The organism is Aliirhizobium smilacinae, from assembly GCF_006335145.1.
GTDB lineage: Bacteria > Pseudomonadota > Alphaproteobacteria > Rhizobiales > Rhizobiaceae > Neorhizobium > Neorhizobium smilacinae.
In genome coordinates, this window is record NZ_VDMN01000004.1 from 280,555 (window position 1) to 300,600 (window position 20,046).

The 20,046-nt window shown below is 58.6% G+C and carries 20 protein-coding genes; 9 read left to right on the plus strand and 11 right to left on the minus strand.

Annotation, left to right across the window (positions count from 1 at the left end; translation table 11 throughout):
* The first annotated feature begins 236 nt into the window (after nt 1-236).
* The gene (locus FHP24_RS19295) at nt 237-2,762 is read left to right on the plus strand and encodes an ATP-dependent helicase (RefSeq protein ID WP_139677858.1); all 2,526 of its coding nucleotides are present in this window, start codon (nt 237-239) and stop codon (nt 2,760-2,762) included.
* Between the two features lie 64 nt (nt 2,763-2,826).
* Here FHP24_RS19295 and FHP24_RS19300 read toward each other — a convergent pair whose 3' ends face one another.
* The gene (locus tag FHP24_RS19300) at nt 2,827-3,702 is read right to left on the minus strand and encodes an alpha/beta hydrolase (RefSeq protein WP_139677859.1); all 876 of its coding nucleotides are present in this window, start codon (nt 3,700-3,702) and stop codon (nt 2,827-2,829) included.
* A 148-nt stretch (nt 3,703-3,850) separates the two neighbouring features.
* Between FHP24_RS19300 and FHP24_RS19305 the strand changes: the two genes are divergently transcribed.
* A complete protein-coding gene (locus tag FHP24_RS19305; RefSeq protein ID WP_139677860.1) occupies nt 3,851-4,996 on the plus strand; it encodes an amidohydrolase in 1,146 nt (381 codons plus the stop codon).
* Between the two features lie 47 nt (nt 4,997-5,043).
* On the opposite strand, the gene FHP24_RS19310 is transcribed toward FHP24_RS19305, so the two are convergent.
* From FHP24_RS19310 to FHP24_RS19320, 3 genes are all read right to left on the minus strand, one after another.
* Nucleotides 5,044-6,360, minus strand: a complete 1,317-nt coding sequence (locus tag FHP24_RS19310; protein ID WP_246091839.1) for a DUF2778 domain-containing protein — start codon at nt 6,358-6,360, stop codon at nt 5,044-5,046.
* A gap of 512 nt (nt 6,361-6,872) precedes the next feature.
* Nucleotides 6,873-8,093: a YeeE/YedE family protein gene (locus FHP24_RS19315; RefSeq protein WP_139677861.1), complete on the minus strand. Its 1,221-nt coding sequence runs from the start codon at nt 8,091-8,093 to the stop codon at nt 6,873-6,875.
* 226 nt (nt 8,094-8,319) lie between these two features.
* Nucleotides 8,320-9,804 carry a hypothetical protein gene (locus FHP24_RS19320; RefSeq protein WP_139677862.1) on the minus strand — a complete coding sequence of 495 codons (1,485 nt, stop codon included), beginning with the start codon at nt 9,802-9,804 and terminating at the stop codon, nt 8,320-8,322.
* 170 nt (nt 9,805-9,974) lie between these two features.
* Here FHP24_RS19320 and pncA point away from each other — a divergent pair, with 170 nt between their 5' ends.
* The 3 genes from pncA to FHP24_RS19335 all read left to right on the plus strand — a co-directional run bounded on the left by pncA (nt 9,975) and on the right by FHP24_RS19335 (nt 11,866).
* On the plus strand, nt 9,975-10,601 hold the full coding sequence (gene pncA / locus FHP24_RS19325) for a bifunctional nicotinamidase/pyrazinamidase (RefSeq protein ID WP_139677863.1): 627 nt from the start codon (nt 9,975-9,977) through the stop codon (nt 10,599-10,601).
* A 203-nt stretch (nt 10,602-10,804) separates the two neighbouring features.
* Nucleotides 10,805-11,533 (plus strand): AzlC family ABC transporter permease, encoded by a 729-nt coding sequence (locus FHP24_RS19330; RefSeq protein WP_139677864.1) that lies wholly within the window; start codon nt 10,805-10,807, stop codon nt 11,531-11,533.
* Nucleotides 11,534-11,866: an AzlD family protein gene (locus FHP24_RS19335; RefSeq protein WP_139677865.1), complete on the plus strand. Its 333-nt coding sequence runs from the start codon at nt 11,534-11,536 to the stop codon at nt 11,864-11,866. It abuts the gene before it with no gap.
* Between the two features lie 2 nt (nt 11,867-11,868).
* On the opposite strand, the gene FHP24_RS19340 is transcribed toward FHP24_RS19335, so the two are convergent.
* The gene (locus FHP24_RS19340) at nt 11,869-13,704 is read right to left on the minus strand and encodes an aminopeptidase P family protein (protein ID WP_139677866.1); all 1,836 of its coding nucleotides are present in this window, start codon (nt 13,702-13,704) and stop codon (nt 11,869-11,871) included.
* A gap of 228 nt (nt 13,705-13,932) precedes the next feature.
* On the opposite strand from FHP24_RS19340, the gene FHP24_RS28785 reads away from it, so the two are divergent.
* The gene (locus FHP24_RS28785) at nt 13,933-14,106 is read left to right on the plus strand and encodes a hypothetical protein (protein ID WP_180356055.1); all 174 of its coding nucleotides are present in this window, start codon (nt 13,933-13,935) and stop codon (nt 14,104-14,106) included.
* A 183-nt stretch (nt 14,107-14,289) separates the two neighbouring features.
* Here the strand turns inward: FHP24_RS28785 and FHP24_RS19345 are convergent, their stop codons facing one another.
* The 3 genes from FHP24_RS19345 to FHP24_RS28790 all read right to left on the minus strand — a co-directional run bounded on the left by FHP24_RS19345 (nt 14,290) and on the right by FHP24_RS28790 (nt 16,112).
* On the minus strand, nt 14,290-15,168 hold the full coding sequence (locus tag FHP24_RS19345) for a 50S ribosomal protein L11 methyltransferase (protein ID WP_139677867.1): 879 nt from the start codon (nt 15,166-15,168) through the stop codon (nt 14,290-14,292).
* 87 nt (nt 15,169-15,255) lie between these two features.
* Nucleotides 15,256-15,855, minus strand: a complete 600-nt coding sequence (locus FHP24_RS19350; protein ID WP_139677868.1) for an SCO family protein — start codon at nt 15,853-15,855, stop codon at nt 15,256-15,258.
* A gap of 98 nt (nt 15,856-15,953) precedes the next feature.
* Nucleotides 15,954-16,112 (minus strand): hypothetical protein, encoded by a 159-nt coding sequence (locus FHP24_RS28790; protein WP_180356056.1) that lies wholly within the window; start codon nt 16,110-16,112, stop codon nt 15,954-15,956.
* A gap of 190 nt (nt 16,113-16,302) precedes the next feature.
* Between FHP24_RS28790 and FHP24_RS19355 the strand changes: the two genes are divergently transcribed.
* The gene (locus FHP24_RS19355) at nt 16,303-16,770 is read left to right on the plus strand and encodes a chemotaxis protein CheW (protein WP_112457808.1); all 468 of its coding nucleotides are present in this window, start codon (nt 16,303-16,305) and stop codon (nt 16,768-16,770) included.
* 266 nt (nt 16,771-17,036) lie between these two features.
* The gene (locus tag FHP24_RS19360) at nt 17,037-17,363 is read left to right on the plus strand and encodes a hypothetical protein (RefSeq protein ID WP_139677869.1); all 327 of its coding nucleotides are present in this window, start codon (nt 17,037-17,039) and stop codon (nt 17,361-17,363) included.
* Nucleotides 17,364-17,437: 74 nt separating this feature from the next.
* On the opposite strand, the gene FHP24_RS19365 is transcribed toward FHP24_RS19360, so the two are convergent.
* Both FHP24_RS19365 and FHP24_RS19370 read right to left on the minus strand, forming a co-directional pair.
* Entirely contained in the window at nt 17,438-17,947 is a 510-nt protein-coding gene (locus FHP24_RS19365) for a CreA family protein (protein WP_180356057.1), read from the minus strand.
* A gap of 75 nt (nt 17,948-18,022) precedes the next feature.
* The gene (locus tag FHP24_RS19370) at nt 18,023-18,634 is read right to left on the minus strand and encodes a 3'-5' exonuclease (RefSeq protein ID WP_139677870.1); all 612 of its coding nucleotides are present in this window, start codon (nt 18,632-18,634) and stop codon (nt 18,023-18,025) included.
* 274 nt (nt 18,635-18,908) lie between these two features.
* Here FHP24_RS19370 and FHP24_RS19375 point away from each other — a divergent pair, with 274 nt between their 5' ends.
* The gene (locus FHP24_RS19375; protein WP_139677871.1) at nt 18,909-19,448 is read left to right on the plus strand and encodes a GNAT family N-acetyltransferase; all 540 of its coding nucleotides are present in this window, start codon (nt 18,909-18,911) and stop codon (nt 19,446-19,448) included.
* A 63-nt stretch (nt 19,449-19,511) separates the two neighbouring features.
* Here FHP24_RS19375 and FHP24_RS19380 read toward each other — a convergent pair whose 3' ends face one another.
* Nucleotides 19,512-19,970 carry a nuclear transport factor 2 family protein gene (locus FHP24_RS19380; RefSeq protein ID WP_139677872.1) on the minus strand — a complete coding sequence of 153 codons (459 nt, stop codon included), beginning with the start codon at nt 19,968-19,970 and terminating at the stop codon, nt 19,512-19,514.
* Nucleotides 19,971-20,046 lie beyond the last annotated feature (76 nt).

Below are 20,046 nucleotides of genomic sequence, written 5' to 3' on the forward strand. Positions count from 1 at the left end.
CGCAATGGCTGTGCCATCGCCTTACCGATTTGTAACATCACGGGATTTCACGCTTATGTCAGAATGAACCCATACCGCCCGTTGCAGAAACCAGACCATCCATCCCTGTCACCGAGCTGAACGAATTTCGCGTGTTATCGTTCAATTTGCCTTGTGATGCGCTTTTCCTCCGCAAACATTGGAATGAAAAGAGAACATCGACTGGCCTTTCGGTCTCGAATCACTACATTGGCCGCATGAGCAACAGTTTCGACGATATTCCGTTCTTCGACGAAGAGCCGGAACCCGCGCCGCGCAGGCAGCAGGTCCCTTCCGATCGCCAGCAGCCGACACAGAGCGGGCCTTTGGGCGGATCTCAGGGTGGACTTGGCATCGCCGCACGCGCCATGGCCGCACGCGACGGCGCACGCCCTGCCGCCGACTATCTTTCCGGCCTCAACCCGGAACAGCGCGAAGCGGTGGAAACGATCGACGGCCCGGTTCTGGTGCTCGCCGGCGCCGGCACCGGCAAGACGCGCGTGCTGACCACCCGTATTGCGCATATTCTGGAGACCGGCCGTGCATGGCCGAGCCAAATTCTCGCCGTCACCTTTACCAACAAGGCGGCGCGCGAAATGAAGGAGCGCATCGGCGTTCTCGTCGGCGGCGCTGTCGAAGGCATGCCGTGGCTCGGGACGTTCCACTCGATCGGCGTCAAGATCCTCCGGCGCCATGCGGAACTGGTGGGCCTGCGCTCGGACTTCACCATTCTCGACACCGACGACGTCGTCCGGCTGATCAAGCAGCTGATCCAGGCCGAAAATCTCGACGACAAGCGCTGGCCGGCAAAACAGTTCGCCGGCATGATCGACGGCTGGAAGAACAAGGGCTTGTTGCCGCCCGACATTCCGGAAGGCGATGCGCGCGCTTTCGCCAACGGCAAGGGGCGCGAGCTTTATGCCGCCTATCAGGCACGCTTGAGAACGCTGAACGCCTGCGATTTCGGCGATCTTCTGCTGCATCCGATCACGATCTTCCGCAAGACGCCGGACCTTCTGAAGGAGTATCACCAGAAGTTCCGCTATATTCTGGTCGACGAGTATCAGGATACCAATACCGCACAGTATATGTGGCTGCGTCTTCTGGCCCAGCGCCCCAAGGACGTGCCTCAGAACGTCTGTTGCGTCGGTGACGACGACCAGTCGATCTATGGCTGGCGTGGGGCGGAGGTGGACAATATCCTGCGTTTCGAAAAGGATTTTCACGGCGCCAAGGTGATCAAGCTGGAGCGCAATTATCGTTCCACCGAACATATTCTCGGCGCTGCCGGTCACCTGATCGCGCACAATGAAGGCCGGTTGGGCAAAACGCTGTTCACCGATCGCGTCGATCCCGACGACGAGAAGGTGATCGTCCATGCTGCCTGGGACTCGGAAGAAGAGGCCCGCGCTGTCGGCGAGGAAATCGAACGGCTGCAGCGTGGCGATGGAGACGGCAAGAAGCATGCGCTCAACGATATGGCGATCCTCGTGCGCGCCTCCTTCCAGATGCGCGAGTTCGAAGACCGTTTCGTCACGCTCGGCCTGAATTATCGCGTCATCGGCGGCCCGCGCTTTTACGAACGGCTCGAAATCCGCGATGCCATGGCCTATTTCCGCCTCGTCTGCCAGCCGGCCGACGATCTGGCCTTCGAGCGTATCGTCAATACCCCCAAGCGAGGGCTTGGCGACACGACCATACGTTATTTGCACGACTCCGCCCGCGCCCGCGACGTTCCGATGTTGCAGGCCGCTTCCGAGATGGTCGAGACGGACGAGTTGAAGCCGAAGGCCCGCAAGGCGCTGTTCGATGTCGTGCAAAACTTCAGGAACTGGCAGGAGCGACTTGAAAGGACGGAACACACGGAACTTGCCGAGCAGATCCTCGAAGAGTCCGGCTATACCGACATGTGGAAGAACGACAAGTCGGCGGAAGCACCGGGTCGTCTCGACAACCTGAAGGAACTTATCCGCTCGATGGAGGCCTTCGAATCCATGCGAGGTTTCCTCGAACACGTCTCGCTCGTCATGGATGCCGAGCAGAACGAGAACCTGGATGCCGTCTCGATCATGACACTCCATTCGGCAAAAGGCCTGGAATTCGAGACCGTCTTCCTTCCTGGCTGGGAGGAAGGCCTGTTTCCGCATCAGCGCGCACTCGATGAAGGCGGCCGGTCCGGGCTCGAGGAGGAACGTCGTCTCGCTTATGTCGGCATTACTCGCGCCAAGCGGCGCTGCCATATCTGGTTCGTCTCCAATCGCCGCATCCATGGTCTCTGGCAATCGACCCTGCCGTCACGCTTCCTTGAAGAGCTGCCGCAGAGCCATGTCGATGTGGCGGCCTCCGACTCGTCGAATTACGGTGGTTACGGAGGGCGCGGCGGTTACGGCCAGTCGCGTTTCGACAAGGCCGAACCTTTCGCCAACTCCTATTCGACACCCGGCTGGAAACGCGCCCAGGCCAACAAGACCGACGCCACCCGCGACAACTGGGGCAACCGCTCCGGCCACGCGGTGGAACGCATCGGCTACGGCGAAAGCGGCCCGCGCGGTCGCACGATCGACGGCGAACTCGTGGCCAAATCCGTGGCCGACACGCCCTCGAAATTTTCGATCGGCGACCGGGTCTTTCACATCAAGTTCGGCAATGGCAATGTTGCAGGCATCGAGGGCAACAAGCTGACCATCGAGTTCGACCGAGCAGGGCAGAAGCGCGTGCTGGATGGGTTTGTGGAAAAGGCGTGACGGGAGCCGCTACGCCTTTTGCCGCATCCATTTTTGACGACATACGTCCAGCAGTAAAATATGCCTATCTCACTCCGAGTGAATCCAGGAAAGCATCAACCCGGTGGGTGTAAGTGCCGGCAAGGCCGAGAGTGCTGTTGATCGCGCCATGGCGCAGCGCAACCTTGAGAACCTCGGCTCTTCCGCCAGCGCGGCCGGCAAAGGCGTCGGCCTGCGGGCAGGAATCGCGCCGCAGGCTGGAACATACAAGCAGCATGGGCGGCACGTTTCCGTTCAACTGTAGCGCTGGCGAGGCTTTTGACCAGAAGCGTGGATCGCTCCCGAACACCCGATCATAAAACCTGGGATGGCCTGGCCGCTCCATGATCGCCGAAACATCGTAGGCTGCGCTATCGAGCGCCACCGTTCCTGCCCATTGCTTTACGCCTGCCTTTTCAGCGATCGAACGATCTGTAGAGACGAGTGCCACGAGGTGAGCGCCGGCTGAATGTCCCATCAATACGATCTTCGAGGGATCACCACCCCATGAGCCAGCTCGTCGCTGGGCCACCGCCATTGCGGCTGCAACGTCTGCCGCCTGCTGAAGTGGATCGGCAGCCGGCATCAATCTTGTCTCGACCGATACGAAGATGAAGCCCTTCGGCAACCAGTGCGCAACCTTGTTCTCTACTACACCTCGGGCGGATTTCGAGCCAACCGTCCATGCTCCGCCGTGCACCATAAGTATGATCGGGGATTTTCGAGCGTTTTTTGGTAGATAGACATCCATCCTTTGCTCGGACATAGGACCGTAGGCAATATCGCGTTCAACGCGTGCGCCAAAAAGATTATCCAATGGCTGTTGCGCGTAGACCGGGGCTGCCAGGGAAGCCGTCAGCATGGCCAATATCAACAACGCACGCTTCACAAACGAGCAACCCAAAAGACCGATGTCGGTCATATTTCTATTCCTTCAAAAACTTATCCAACAGAGGCGACTTGACGCCTCATTTGTTGCCGGAAAATTTCAGACGCGAAATTCTTTCGTCGCATTGCCGCGCTCAAGCGTGTTCGTTAGGTCTTTTGTCCAGCCACACGGAGCACATATAATGTCCCTCACCAATCACGACATCATCGAAACCACTGCATGGCGCCGCCATCTTCATACCATGCCGGAAGTGTCCGGCGAGGAGGTAGAGACCGCCAGGGAAGTCGTTCGCTTCATGCGAGAGACAGGGCCGGATGCGATCGTGGAGGGACTTGGCGGCACAGGTGTGGCGGTGATCTATGACAGTGGCACTCCCGGCCAGTCGGTGATGATCCGCGCCGAACTCGATGCCCTGCCGATCGAGGAACTGGGAGAGCCGGAATATAGGTCGAAAATTCCCGGCAAGAGCCACATGTGCGGACATGATGGCCACATGGCGACGCTTGCGGCTGTCGGCCGCGCGCTTGGCCGAGAACGCCCGAAGAAGGGTCGCGCGATCCTTCTCTTTCAGCCGGCGGAAGAAAACGGCGCTGGCGCCGCAGCCGTCATCGCCGATGAGAAATTCGCTGCACTGACGCCGGATTTCAGCCTGTCGCAGCATAACATGCCCGGTGTGCCCTTCGGTCATGTCTGGCTGAAGAATGGACCGGCCAACTGCGCTTCCCGCGGCATGAAGATCACGCTGACGGGCAAGACGGCCCATGCCGCCTATCCCGAAACGGGGACCTCTCCGGTAAGTGCCGTCGCGGCCCTGATGCCCGGACTCAATACCTTGTCGGTCGGCACGGTATTGGACGGCGACCTTGTCCGCGCCACAGTCACCCACGCCGCGATCGGAGAGCCAACCGTCGGTGTAGCGCCCGGCCACGGCGAGATCTGGGTAACGTTGCGAACGTCCACCGACGATCAGATGGCCGCGCTCGTCGATAAGGCAGAGACCATGGCCAGTGAGGCTTCCGCGGCGAGCGGACTGAAGCTTGAGATCGAATATCAGGAAGTGTTCGGACATTGCGTCAACGACGCTGAAGCCGCCGACATCCTGCGTGCCGCAATGGATGCGGAAGGCGTATCCCATGAACCGGGCGAAGGGTTCCGCGCCTCGGAAGATTTCGGTCGTTTCGGCGCGGTATCCAAATCGGCCATGCTGTTTCTCGGTGCCGGAGAAAACCACCCCGCTCCGCACAACCCGAATTACGATTTTCCGGACGACCTGATCCCGATCGGGGCAAAGATCTTCCTGCGTGCCATCCGCAATACGCTTGGCTGAACAAGACATGGCTGAATACGAAAACGGAGCCCTGAGGCTCCGTTTTTTTATGCGTCGTTGTTGTTGAACAGCTTGGCCAGGAAGCCACCGCCAGAACCTGAGCCGGGGCGTTTTCCGTCCCACTTGTTCACGATGATCATGTGGGTGATCTCGCCGCGCTGAAACGCCTTGAGGAAACGGTCGTAATCGGCGAAGGCGACGCATCCATGCGAATCGCCACGGACACGAAGCAGAAAACTGTGTGCCAGAAGGCCTGTGCGGCCCTGCGGCGGCTTGCCGTCAGTCGGCGTCAGGCGAATGGCGGCAACGCCGTGGAACAGAGATTCGCGCATCGAAAGCTTGTAGGTGCCGGGAGGCGTCGGACCGCGCATCTTCACATGGGTGAATTTAGGATTGTCGCGCATGCTGCCGATGCCGGAATGGGCTTCTAGCTTGGTGCCGTTCGGCATATGCACGACACCATTGGTGATGTCGTAGATTGCAACCTTGGTACCGAGACCCTGCCACTTGGGCGAAGGCGCAGACGGGGTTACCGGCTCCTCGCGCATCGGGTTGTCCGGCTTGGCGAAAGCAAGCACCGTCGGCTTGTCATCCCCGTCAGCCTTGCCCGGTTTCTGCGGCGCGACCGATGCGATCGCAGCAAGCGCATTGGCGCGGCCTGCCGGCTTTGCATCGTCGCCACGCATGCCAGCCGCTGGCCGGATGACGGGAAGCGGACCAGCCTTCGGAAGCGCGTAGGTGTCAGCAGCCGGCGGAACGGCGAGTGCCACCACATCCTGCGTGATTTCGACCGACGGCTGGTTGATCGAAACATCATCGCCATCCGACGTATCGAGTGAAGCCATTTCGACTGGCTTCATATCCTTCAGTGCGGCGACGTTGGTGACGTTTTCCGCGTCCTGGATCATGTCGGGCATTGCGCCCTCGCCTCGCGGCGCAACCAGAACGGTGCCTTCCATTGCCTGCCCAAGCGCCGAGCGTATGGCATCGCTGCCGGGACGTTTGGTCGTCAGAGCAGCAAACTGCTGGTCCGTTTCCACCCGACGCGCAGCTTTCGCCATGGCGTGGTGAAGAGCTTGCCGGACGGTTGAACCTTCAGGACGCAAAGCTGCCAAGGCAGCGATCTCGGCCCCGGCGAGACGCGAACCTTTGGGTTCAGCGGCTGCACGGCCAGGAAGCCGGGAGAATTTGGAGACGTCGAGGGTTCTCTCGCCGAGATCCCGCGTCAGATGCCCGCCTGTGACGACGGGCGAAAGAAGCGCGGTCTGAAAATGCAGATCCTTGGCAGGCTTCACCGCGGTTGCCACGGTGACGGCCGAAGCGCCGATCAGCGCTGCAACGGTAAGTCCGATACCGATGGTCATATTCAAGAGAATCGATCGGCCGCGCTTGCGCTTTGCCGATCGCTTCGAGACCTGATTCCGCTTCGTGGAGGCTTCGACCCTACGCACCATCACTCGTTACCCGAACCGTTACTCATCACTGCAAAGGTCGCAAAGGGCGCCTCGCTTACCAGACTGGGGTGGTTTTGCGAAACGGAATGATTCCGCGTAAAACCGCCCTGCGAATGGGTGAGAGAATGAACGATTATGGTAACCAATGTCTTTACGCCGCCCCGATCAGTTTCGATGGCGCTCATAAAAGCGCATGCCGCCGGAAGTTTAGCCGAAATGCGGCGAGGCTGTGTTTCTGGCCTCGGGAATTAAGGCGGGTCAAGCTGACGACCGTTGCTGTTTAGCGACAAAAGACCGGTTATTCAAGGCAAGGGGCTTAAATTACCGGGTATGCGGCACTATGCGACAGAAAAACAAGGGCGCTCGGCAACGGAAAACGGCCACGAAATACGTGGCCGTCAGGTTCTGCTCGGTCAGTATTTTCAGCCGTCGATCCGGCGGATCGTGCGGCCTTCGTTGAAGAACCACGGCCTGAACTTGACGCCGACGACATTGCCGACAAAAGCGGCCACCGCCCAAAGGTAACCATGAAGGCTCCCTGAAGCGATCCCCGAAAAATAGGCGCCGATGTTGCAGCCATAGGCAATCCGGGCGCCATAGCCCAGCAACAGCCCGCCAATCACGGCAGCGAAAACAGAGCGTAGCGGAATATCGAGGTTCGGCGCGAACTTGCCGGCGAGAGCCGCGGCCAGCATGGCACCGGCAATGATGCCGAAATCCATCACCGAAGTCACATCGGCAAATACGCTAGCTGCCAGCGCCTTGGCATTGCCCGGCTGCTGCCAATAGGGCCAGGAGGCCGGATCGATGCCGATCAGTTGCGCACCCTTGGCGCCCCACAGCGCGAAGGCCGAAGTGACGCCCCAGGGGCGACCCGCGATTGCAAGCGTTGCAAAGTTAAGGATGACAAGCGCGATCGCACCGAAGACCAGCGGCCATGGCCCACGCAAATACCGGGCAAAACCTTGGCGTGGCGACGGCGGAGCCTGTTCAAGCGCGCCGTTCCGCTTCTTTTCGACGACGACCGTGATGGCGGCGATAGCGCCGAAAATGGCCAGAGACACTGCAATGCCACCGACAGCACCAAAGGTCTGGAAAAGCGCGGTCGGCGGCAGCGCAGGCAGCGCCGCCCACCAGCCCGTATGCAGCGTGGCGACGAGCGAGCCGACAATGAAGAAGAACAGCGTGACCAGCATACGAGCATTGCCGCCGCCGGCGGTGAACAACGTGCCGGAAGCGCAACCGCCGCCAAGCTGCATGCCGACGCCGAACATGAAAGCGCCGGCAATGACACCGATACCGGCCGGCGAAATATTGCCGCGCACTTCATTGCCGAACAACGTGCCGCTGGCCAGAAAAGGAAAGAACAGGATGACTGCAAGGGCAAGCAGGATCATCTGGACGCGCAGGCCGCGTCCCCTGCCCTCGGCGATGAAAACCCGCCATGCCGAGGTGAAGCCGAAGGCCGCATGATAAAGCGAAATGCCCAGCGCACCACCGACAAGAAAAAGCGCGCCCTGGGCTGGTCCGTAAATGGCACCGAGCGCCAGCGTGCCGGCAACGAGAACGACAAGGGAAACGAGACCAGGCGTTCCGAGCGGCGGCACAGTCGCTCCTGATCCCAGGGAGGACGAAATCGACATCGAATTATGCTCCTTATTATACGCCTTACCTATTGGTATCGCCGGAGCATGACGAGGTTAGGTTTTCTGACCGCTGGCACATTTATGAGAATAAATTTCTCTCACGGCACCGAAAACCAGTCAAAGCAATGCTTAAAACATTCCACCCCGCGAGGGGAATCGCGGGGTGGAACGAGCCGAATGGCGGGGGGAGTACCAGTTCGGCAGGGGTTAGGAAGGGATACGATCAGAACTCGCCGGAGAGACCGACACGAACGCCGGGCGCGCCACCGCCAGGCGAATAACCGACCGAGGCATCGAAGACGACCGGATAGTTGCTGTCGAACATATGAGCCACCGCAAAGCTCGTCGCCATTTCGCCGTGGTACCCGGCGATGTTCGTCGACCAGGATGTCTTGCCCGGTGCAGAAGGTTTTGGCGCAGCCGTCATCGACATCGCAGCAGCAATACCCTTGCGTGTTTCGCTGCGCAGGCTGGAAATATCACCGCGTAGGCTGGAGATATCCGAGCTGATCCGGTTCACGTCGATATTGGCAGACGCTATATTGCCGGCCGCATCTGTCGTCAGAACCTGCGTGGGGCCGCTCTGCGCTGCCCGGCTTGCAGTCGATGTAACGCCCGGCATCGTGTAGGTATTCGTGGACGTACCGATCATCACCTGACCGGCCCGGGTCGTGGTCGCGCCACGACCGATCGCGGTGCTGTTGGCGTGTGCGGCACTTGAACCGTAACCGACGGCAGTCGCATCGGCACCGGTGGCAACGGCATTCGGCAGGCCGCTCGTGTTGTTGGCTGCCAAGGCCCCATTGGTGCCTGCACCTCCGATGAAGGAATTGATCGCCTGAAGCGCCGAGTTGACGTCGGTATAGGTGTTGCCCCGCAGCGTGTAGCTCGGGCCGGTGAAGACATTGGTGTTGCTGTTATAGCTGGATCCGCCGCCAAGCGCGATGGCCACGTCCCCCAGCCCGGTCGTGACGGTATTGCTGACTGCCCGCAGCTGCCTGACGTTGACGGCATCCGTATCGGCCGTGCCACCCGCGACATTGGTGATTTGGCGCTCGCCGCCTGCCGTACCGACTGAAACCGCACCGGCGGTCGAAGAGACCGCAGTTCCCGAAAAGAGTTCTGTTGCACCGGCCATACCGGCACGAGATGCCACCGAACCGGAACCGAGCGCAACGCCACCGGCCGCACTTACATTCGTGTCAGCCCCGAGCGCGACACCGTTTGCGGCAGTCACCGTGCCGCGCAGGCCGAGTGCGATTGCATTCGTGGCCGCCACGCTTGTATTTGCCCCGTTACCAATGGCAACCGAGTTCACCTCACCCGCGACAGATGCCGCATTGCCCGCCCCACCGAGCCCGGTGAGACTGCCGCCGCCCATCGAGATACCCCGAGCATCGTCGATATCGATCGAGTCGGCCGCCAGCCCGCAATCCGCACTGTTGACCGCCTGCCCGTTGGTATCGAGAACGTTGACGCCGATATTCTTGCCGCTCAGGGCGCCGGTGAGGTTGAGATCGATCAATGACGACAATGGGCTGAGAATAGCCCCGAGCCCGGAAGTGAGCGGTTGCAATACCGGCAGATCGACACTCAGGCCCGAGCAGACATTGACGAGCGGTGCTGACTGCGCATGCGCGGTGGTACTGTAAAAGCTGGAGACAAGCGTGACGGGCAAGGCGATTGCGGGAAGAATAAGGCGTTTCATGGTGACCCCTCCAATTCGGATAACCAATCATTTCGCAACATGCTTAATAAGCTATTTCTAATTTAGATAACTCAACAACACCTTCGCGATGACCATGAATTGCTTGAATAATTTTCTTGATCGCCGAATGGTGCCTTGGCATTCTGCTGTCACAAACGCGGGAGAACATCATGAAAGCACTGCTGTTGATCGACATGCAGAATGGTTTTTGCCCAGGTGGAAACCTGCCCGTACCGGACGGCGATTCGGTGGTTGCCGTCGCCAACCGCCTGATTCGCGACGGCGGATATGACGTTGTCGTCGCCTCCCAGGATTGGCACCCGGTCAACCATGGCAGCTTCGCCTCCCAACACCCCGGCAAAAAACCTTTCGACATGGGTGAACTGTCCGGCCAGCCCCAGGTCATGTGGCCGGATCATTGCGTCCAGGGCACCCCGGATGCGGAGTTCCATCCGGACCTCGATGTAAGCGAAATCGACTATATTCAGCAGAAGGGCGAAAACCCCGCAGTCGATAGTTATTCCGCCTTTCGCGATAACGATCGTGCCGCGTTGACCGGGCTTGCCGGTTACCTCAAGGCGCAACAGGTGACGGAACTCGACATATGTGGACTTGCGACAGACTATTGCGTCAAGTTCTCGGCTATTGACGCGCGCGATATGCTGCCGGAGGTCAACGTCCGCTTCATATCCGACGCGAGCCGCGGCATCGATCTGCAAGGCGTGAAGGATGCCATTTCGGAAATGCGGGAGCGCGGTATCGATATCGTCAGCAGCGACGTGATCCTGGCCGATTAACGCGAAATTCTCGGACTTCCAACTCGATCTTCATTGTCCTGCACTGGGTATCGATCAGCAAAATCGATAAGTTGAATAAACGCAATTCAATTGCCAGTTGGTGCGACTGCTTCTACACGCACATCCTATGGAGAAACATGCGGATAGTGCGGAAATCTGCCCAGTCAGACCCGCACCGAACCGCCGTGCCGCGGGAACAATGCATGGATAGTCACGAACAGCTGACAAACGGCCTGAAGAAGGGCGCCATCGTCGCCATTTCATCGGCCCCGTTCGGCATTCTTTTCGGCGCCATCGCGGTCGATAACGGTTTCAGCATAACCGAAGCCGCATTGATGAGTGGTCTCGTTTATGGCGGCGCCAGCCAGCTGGTCGGCATCGAACTTTTTGGCCACCACGTTGCGGCGTGGGTGATCGTGCTCTCCATTCTGGCGGTAAACTTTCGCCATATTCTCTATTCGGCCGCCCTCACACCCGTGCTTGGCCGTTATCCGCATGTCCAGCGCTGGCTGGCGTTTTTCCTGCTGGTCGATCCGCAATTCGCCGAAACGGTGAAACGTGAAGACAGCTGCAAGCCCGCGACTTTTCGATGGTACTTTGCCATGGGGGCCGTCGTTTGGGTCTCCTGGATACTGACGACGGTCATCGGCGCGTTCTTCGGCCGGATGATCGGCGATCCGAAAGCGCTCGGCATCGATGTGCTGCTGCCGATCTATTTCCTCGGCCTGACCATGGGTTTCCGTAGCCGCCACAACTTTATCCCCGTCATGCTCGCGGGAGCGATCGGTTCGGTCGCTGCTTTCCATATCGTCGGTTCACCCTGGCATATCAGCGTCGGAGCAGCGCTCGGCATTCTGGTCGCCGCCATCCTGCCGCCACCCAAGATGCATGAGGAACCGGACGTATCGGAAATAGAACGGGAGGCGATGTAAATGACCGAGATAAGCGCTTTCTCAATCGATCCCGACACGGCCATGCTTATCGTGGTCGCAGCGATCGCCACGTATTTCACCCGCATCGGTGGTTATGTGCTGATGAGCAGCATGAAACGCATTCCGCCACGAGTGGAATCGGCGCTGAACGCTGTGCCGGCAGCCGTATTGACGACGCTGGTGGCACCGCCTTTCATTTATGGCGGCTGGGACATCAAAATCGCCATGGTCGTAGCGCTGGTCGTTGGCCTGCGTTTTCCGGGCCTTACGATCCTTGCAGTTGGCTGGGCGGCCGTGATGGCCGCCCGTTACGGGCTTGGTCTCGGCGCCTGAAATCAGGCCGTGATCGGTGCGGTCGCTGTTTCAAGCCATGCCTGTACCGCGCTGTCCGTGATCAGCGGCACCAGCTTGTCACGCACAGTGACGTGATAGGCATTCAACCAGTCCAGTTCTTCAGACGTCAGCAACGCAGAGACGACGAGGCGGCGATCGATCGGGCACCAGGTCAGCGTCTCGAATGAGCGCATCATCATATCGCCGCCGGCAATTTCCTCGGCCTCGCGAACGAAGATCAGGTTCTCGATACGGATGCCGTAATGACCGGGGCGATAATAACCCGGCTCGTTCGACAGGATCATGCCGGGCAACAGCTCCTGCGTCGCCAGCCGAGAAATGCGCTGCGGACCTTCATGCACCGAAAGATAGGAGCCGACGCCATGGCCGGTGCCATGGGCGAAATCGCCGCCGGCCTTCCACAATGCGATACGTGCCAGCGGATCGAGATCGCAGCCGCGCGTGCCTTTGGGGAAACGCGCCGTGCTGATGGCAATCATGCCTTTCAGCACCAGCGTGAAGAAGCGTTTGCGATCTTCCGGGACCTCGCCGACCGCCACCGTACGGGTAATATCGGTGGTGCCGTTGATATATTGCGCGCCTGAATCGATCAGGAACAGTTCCCCGGCTTCGATTTTGCGGTCGCTTTGACGGGTGACGCGATAATGCATGATGGCGGCATGCTCACCGGCACCGGCAATGCTGTCGAACGAAACATCGCGCAACGGGTTCTGCAGGTTCTGACCGACACGCGCACGCGCTGCTTCGAGCGCTTCCACCGCCTGGATTTCGGTGATTGAGCCCGGCTTGGCCTGATCGAGCCAATAGAGGAACTCGACCATGGCGACCCCATCCTGCACATGTGCATCGGCTGAGCCCTTGAGCTCCACAGCATTCTTGATGGCGCGCGGCAGGCGTGCAGGATCGGTGCCCTCCACCACCACGCCGCCCGCCCTCTCTATGGCATAGATCAGCGCAAGCGCCGTCAGCTCAGGATCGGCGAGAATGCGACCACCATCGGCGGCATAACTGCCGATCCGGTCGATCAGCGAAGAAGGTTCCTGAACGATCGCGAGCGGCTGAAGGTGAGCGCGAGCCTCAGTGCCGAGCTTGCGCTCGTCGATAAACAATTCCGCCTTGCCATCCGCGCTGATCAGCGCGCGTGAAAGCGGATGCGGCGTGTGCGCCACGTCGGCGCCGCGAATATTGAATATCCATGCAACCGAAGACGGATCGGCGATCAGCGCTACCGCAATATCCTTTGCTTCAAGGCCGGCGGCGATCTCAGCTATCTTATCTGCCGCGGGCTTTCCGGCATGCACATCCTGCTGGACGGCAACGGCGCCAAGCGGCTCGGTCGGACGATCAACCCATGCGGTATCGAGAGGATTTTCGGAAAGAAGCACGAGCGATCCACCGATCTCCTCCAGAGCCTTCTCCAGTTTCCTTACCTCAGAGCCACCATGCAGCCAGGGATCGATACCGAGGCGAAAACCCTTCAGAGCATGCGATCGAAGCCAGAGGTGCGGCGGCTCGTTGACCAGATCGCCGGCAGTGAAAACGGCACCATCCACCTGTTCGGCAACCTGCGTGACATACCGACCATCGACAAAAACAACGGCCTCAGTCTGCGTGACAAGTGCCATTCCGGCCGAGCCGGTAAACCCGGTGAGCCATGACAAACGCTCGGCCGACTCCGGAACATATTCGCTTTGATACTCGTCGGCGCGTGGAACGAGAAAACCGTCGATATTCAGGTCGGCGAAACGTGCTCGAAGCGACGCAACACGCTCACCGCCGTACTGAGGAGAAGATTTATTGTCGAAGGACTGAAACATGACTGCCATTCCGCTGATGTGATTCCGCTTGTCATCGATATTAGGCGATCTGACCGAGATGTCGCCAGCCCGGCACGGGATGTTTGTCTGCCGCATATTCAAGCAGTCATCCGCCAAGCCATGCGATAATCACATGTCACCAATGAGCGAAGCCTACTCACTGTGCAACTCGATGGCGCATATATTCTCTCCATACTGAGTGAAACATCAGACCGAAGGATGAAATCGATGGCCAACTCCATTTTCCGCAATGCGATGAACCGTATGGTCCAGGCCCGTGAAAAGCAGGCTTCCCGTTATGCCAACGGCGCACTCTTGAGCCTCGATAACGAGACGCTGAAAAACCTCGGCACCAGCCGCGAAGAGCTTCGCCGCAAGGGTGCCAAGCCCTGCACCTTCTGATCTGCCGATCACAAGGAGCGGACCTGATCCGACAGAATAAACGCCGGCTTGAGCAGATCCTCCCTCGTGCTCGCAGGCAGTCAGGCTGAAAAGCCTGCAAAGGCGGCGCGAAAGCGCCGCCTTTTGATTTTCGGAAAATTACGTATTGATGTCATGCACACAGTGCAATGCTGAATAGCAGCTTCACCGATTGGTGAAATGCATCGTAACCCAGCCGTTTCTCCAGATCGTGGAAAGATGCCGCATACCCGCGCCGTTATAGGCGGCGATGACCTTCCAGCGCTGAGTGGCCAGAATTCCGGACAGGATCACCGATCCGCCGGGTGCCAGATGATGTTCAAGCTCCGGCGCCATCTTCATCAGCGGACGAGCAAGGATGTTGGCGATGATCAGATCGAACGGCCCGTCTTCGCGGAAGGCCGGAGAGTGAAACCCCGGTGCAGTTTCCACCCGTATGCCGTTGGCGATACCATTGCGCCTGACATTTTCCCGCGCAACCCGCACGGCGATGGGATCGATATCTGTGGCCAGAACCGGGATCTTTCTGACTTTTCGCACAGCAATAGCAAGCACGCCGCTACCCGTCCCCAGATCAAGCGCATTTTTGATCGGTCTGGCGCGCAGGACCTTGTCGATTACCTCTAGGCAACCAGCTGTCGTGCCGTGATGCCCCGTGCCGAAAGCCTGACCGGCATCGATTTCGATAGCGATGTCGTTCTCGCGAACCTTGTCGCGGTCATGCGAGCCATGGACGATGAAGCGCCCGGCGCGAACCGGCTTCAGCCCCTCCAGCGATTTTGCGATCCAGTCGACATCGGGAATGATTTCGCGAGCAATTGCGAGGTCAGGGAATGGCTCTGCGAGCGCCGCAGCGATCCGCTCACGGATCGCCGCTTCATCGTCGGCCAACATATAGACCGAGGCTTCCCATATATCGCGCTTTTCATCCACCTCGGTGGTGGCGATCGCGAGGTCTTCTTCGCCGAAGACATCCGACAGAAGGTCGAGAACTTCGCCCGCCGTTACTTCGGTGACTGTCACATAGAGGCGGATCTCACTCACGGTCTTCTCTCTCAGCTGATTGTTGCGCAGACCATTGCCACAGAAGCCGGGCGCCATTCAACCGGGAACGCACTCAACGGCTATCAATCAGCCCTTGATCAGATTGGCGAGTTTCTTTTCGGCAGCCTCGGGGTTTTCGCCATAGGCGATCGTGCCCGCGAACCGACCACTTTTATCGAGGAGAAAAACTGATGCTGTGTGGTCCATTGTATAGTCGCCGTTGGGATCAGATTCGTCCACCGGCACCTTTTTCGCGTAAACCTTGTAGCCCTTGATCATCGCAAGAACATCGGTTGGCGGTCCCGAAATGCCCTTGATGCGATCGGTGACGTTGGAAATGTAGAGGCCCAGCAATTCCGGCGTGTCACGCTCCGGATCGACGCTGACGAAATAACCGTTCAGCTTTGTACCGTCGGGGTCAACCTTGTGCATCCAGCCATTCAGCTCGAACAAGGTTGTCGGGCAGACCTCAGGGCAATGGGTAAAGCCGAAGAACAGGGCGGTGGGTTTTTCCCGGAAGGCCTGCTCCGTGATCGCCTGACCATCCTGTGCAACCAGGCGGAACGGCACGCCGAACGGACCTTCTGTCAGATCCTGTTTTTGCCGGGTTACCTCCAGGGTCAACCACACGAGGACGCCCGCGAGAGCAAAGACGGCGATCCACAAGGCTATCCGAAGGCTTTTCATGGTCAGTCTCTTATTCAGGAAAACAACGTCGCAGGGATAAACGCAACGGATCGCCGGCGCAATTCAACATCCCGTACCGAAACCTTCGGGCCACGAGATCAAAAGCACCATGACAAAGCCGTCTCTCCCGCTGAAAGCAGAATGGAAGAGCCGTATTTGATCCAGCCTGCAAATGCGACCACCGACAGGACAAGCGCCGCCAGCCCGAAAAAGAGCGCGGCAGGCAGAACGAAGGGATGGACGGGACTTGGTTGCATGTCCGTGTTCTATACGAATCGGATCTGCCTGAACAGATTACTTGCTGCCCTATGCCGCAGCCCGAAAACAATCCGGATTTTGCAAAGGATTCACCGGTTTTTCACTTCTGCGCGGCAAAGATCATACCAACATGATTCCTGAAGCCCCTGTTGTTATCCGGGCCTCTCAGCCAAACGGAAGAGTTCTGATATGAGCAATGCGATAAAGCAGTCCGGCGCCTATCTCGAGATCGTCTCGTTCCATCTCGGAGACCAGGAGTTCTGCATCGACATCATGGCGATCCGCGAAATCCGCGGCTGGGCACCGGTCACACCGATGCCGCATACCCCGCCTTACGTCCTCGGCCTTATCAACCTGCGCGGCGCGGTTATCCCGGTCATCGACATGGCATGCCGTCTCGGCATGAAGATGACTGAACCGTCCGAGCGCTCTGCCATCATCGTCACGGATATCCGCGGCAAGCTCGTCGGCCTTCTGGTCGAACAGGTTTCCGACATGATGACCATCAAGAGCGAAGACCTGCAGCCGGCACCGGAAATCATTCCCGAGGCGCAGCGCGATTTCTGCCGCGGTATCGTGGCGCTGGAAAAGACGATGGTCTGCTTCCTCAACCTCGACACGGTCATCGCCGACGAACTTTCGCGCGAAGCCGCCTGAGCGCCGACAACGTTTGAGAAACTCCAAGACGCCCGGTGTGACCTCACGCCGGGCGTTTTCGTTTGCCGAAGCGCGATCCTCACCAAACCGTGTCGCACGCATATGTGATGGAACAATAAGCCATTGCAAAATAAAGATTTTTTTATGAAACCTTCTTGGACGATAGGCGGTTTAGTCCCTGTCAACTCAGACACGATGCAACGAAAAAACGCTCCCTATAACGTTATTTCGTCGCGTGAAAGAAAACGACGACAAGGAGAATTTCGATGAAAAAAGCTATTGCACTCGCAGCACTGCTTTCCGCTTCCACTTTTGCTGGCGCCTATGCCCAGGATACAGGTGTGACGGCACCCGCTCCCTCTGCCATGGACGTGACCGTGGTCAACGTCACCAACGACCCGAGCGCAGATAACGGCAGCAGACTGCCCCAGACCATTTCGAACCCCACTCCTGACGTGATCCAGGCCGCTCAGGCCCAGGTATCATCCGACCCGGCACTGCAGAGCGCACTCAAGGAGCAGAATGTCGAGCTCCAAAACGTCGTGGCGATCGAAACGGCAGCCAATGGCGGCAAGACAGTCTACATTCGCTAACATCACCGCTTCTGTGACAGAAAAGCCGGGCTCATGAGGAGCTCGGCTTTTTCATGCGCATAGTCAAGCGGCGTTTAAGGCGCCGGCTTACCCTTCGTCCACGTCACCTGCTGGCCGTAAAGCGGCACCGTGGAAATCGCCATCTTGGCAGAGCCTTCCACAACCTGACGGGAATGGGCGAGATAGATCAGCGTATCATTGGTCTTGTCGTAGATGCGCTTGACCAGAAGGTCTTTCCAGATCAGCGACCTGCCCTGCCGAAACACCTCTTCGCCGCCCTTGTCCAACTCGATATCGCCAATCTCGATCGGTCCGGTCTGGCGGCAGGCAATGGAATTGTTGGAAGGGTCTTCGAACCAGTTGCCGTTTCTCAGGCGATCGATAACGCTTCGATCGAAATAGGTGACGTGGCAAGTGACGCCCTTGACCTGAGGGTCCGGCACGGCCTCGACAATAATGTCATTGCCGATCCAGTCGACCCCCACCTTGCCGACCACTTCCGCGATCGCAGGTGCGGCTGCAAGGCCGGTCAGAATGGTAACGGCAGAGACAAGCGAAACAACGCGGCGGCTCAGGCGGGGCATAGGGCAAATCTCCGGTCAACGATCCGTGATCAGAGATAAGGTGCAACCCACCGCTTGCAAGGCTTATCGGGGCCGTTAACGGCCAATCGCAATCATAGACTGCTTACGCAAAGTACATGCGTCGTAGCCGCCGGAAAACAGACGGCCGGCCTTCATCCCGATCGCCACCGGGATATCGCGGATTTCAGGCAGGTTCAGCGCACGCGCGATCGCGATCGAAGCCTCCGCACAGACGGCAGCATCCTCGGCAGCATTATGATGCAAAAAATTCAGACCGAGATGTTGCGCCAGAATATTGAGCTTGTGCGAGATCAGATGCGGCCAGACCTTCTGCGCCATCTTGACACTGCATAGATAGGAAAGCTCGGGATAGGATTGGCGGTACTGATCGAGACAAGCGCGCCAGACGCTGAAATCGAAAGCAGCATTATGCGCAATCATCGTCGCCCCGGCGAAATCGTCGGCGAACTCGTCCATCACCTCGGGAAATTCACCGGCATCCTCGACCTGCTCAGGGCGAATGCCATGGATCGCGATGTTGAAAGACGAAAAACGCATGTCCTTCGGCCGGATCAAACGTTCCTCGACGCGAACAACCTTGCCATTCTCGATCCATGCAAGTCCGACCGAACACGCACTTCCGCGTTGTTCGTTGGCGGTTTCGAAATCGATGGCGATGGTCTTCAAGGCTGACTTCCGGTTGTTCGTCCACCGGGCTTCTACGCCTCAAGAGATGATTCGGCAAAGCCGGCCGCCTCGCGCGGCTTGACGCTGCCTGCTTTTCGTGGCCCAATTCAACCTATGACCAGCTCTATCGCCCTTACCCATGTGACCATGACCATTCGCCCTGCAGGGCGCGTGGCGGGTTTGGCGCGTTAGCCGGTCATCCGTCCACCACCCTGCCGAATGATGGCAGGGTCGGCATCGTTCCGCTCTGCTTCGGCAAAACCAAGAGAGCGACATGAACGAACTGGAAAATCCCCCACCACTGGCAAGAGATGCTGCATGGCCCGACGGCCTCGTTATCCGCGCACGGCGACCAGCGGACGCCGAAGACATCGTTATGTTGCACAATCTTCCAGGCTACAGATATGGCACGTTGCGCACCCCGCACCACACGCCGGATGAAATTCGCAAGAGCATTGAAAGTCAGCCGGCAAACACGACCGGGTTGATCGCACTTATCGACGGCAGGGTCGTCGGCGATGCGGGATTGACGCGGCTTGCCAATCGCCGCGTCCATGTGGGCAGTATCGGCATGGGAGTAAACGACGCCTATATCGGCAAAGGGATTGGTCGTGCGCTGATCGGAGAGATCCTTGCGCTTGCCGACAACTGGTTCAACCTGCGCCGTATAGAACTGACGGTCTATGTGGATAACGACCCCGCAATCCGTCTGTACGAGAAAAACGGCTTTGTGACCGAAGGCCATCTACGGGAGTTCGCCTTTCGAGACGGAACCTATGTCGATGCCTATACGATGGCGCGGCTGAAGACATGATCGAAGACAGGCTTCCGCCGCAGGCCATGCAGAACATGCGTCACCACCGGCGGAAGTAAAACATCAGAACATGGTGTTCGAATTCGCCGACTTTTCCGGGATCGGCTGAACGGCATCCCAATGCTCCTCGATCTTGCCGTCCTTCAGCCGAAAGATATCGACAATGGCATTGCCGCGCGTATTCGGTTCACGAACGGCATGCACGTGCAGGATCACATAGTCGCCGTCGGTAAAGACCTGTTTGATTTCGCTATGCGATTGAGGAAATTTCTCTTTCAGGAAAGCCAGAAATCCCTTCAAGCCTTCCGGGCCATCGGCTGCGTTTGGATTGTGCTGGGTATAGGTGCCAAGATAGACCGACGCAGCATCAAAATCCTTCTGGTTCAGCGCCTTCTCGTAGAAATCGAGAACTACGTCCTTGTTACGCTGCTGCACGGTTTTGCCATCGACCTGCTGTGCAAGGCCTGGGCCGGCAAACGCCAGCGCCAAAGCCGCAATGGCGACAACACGCAAAATCCTCATGGGAATTTTCCTATCATTTCGTGACAAAAAATTGCCGCTCTCTACCGGGCCGGCAGAGGACACAGGTGCAAATTCC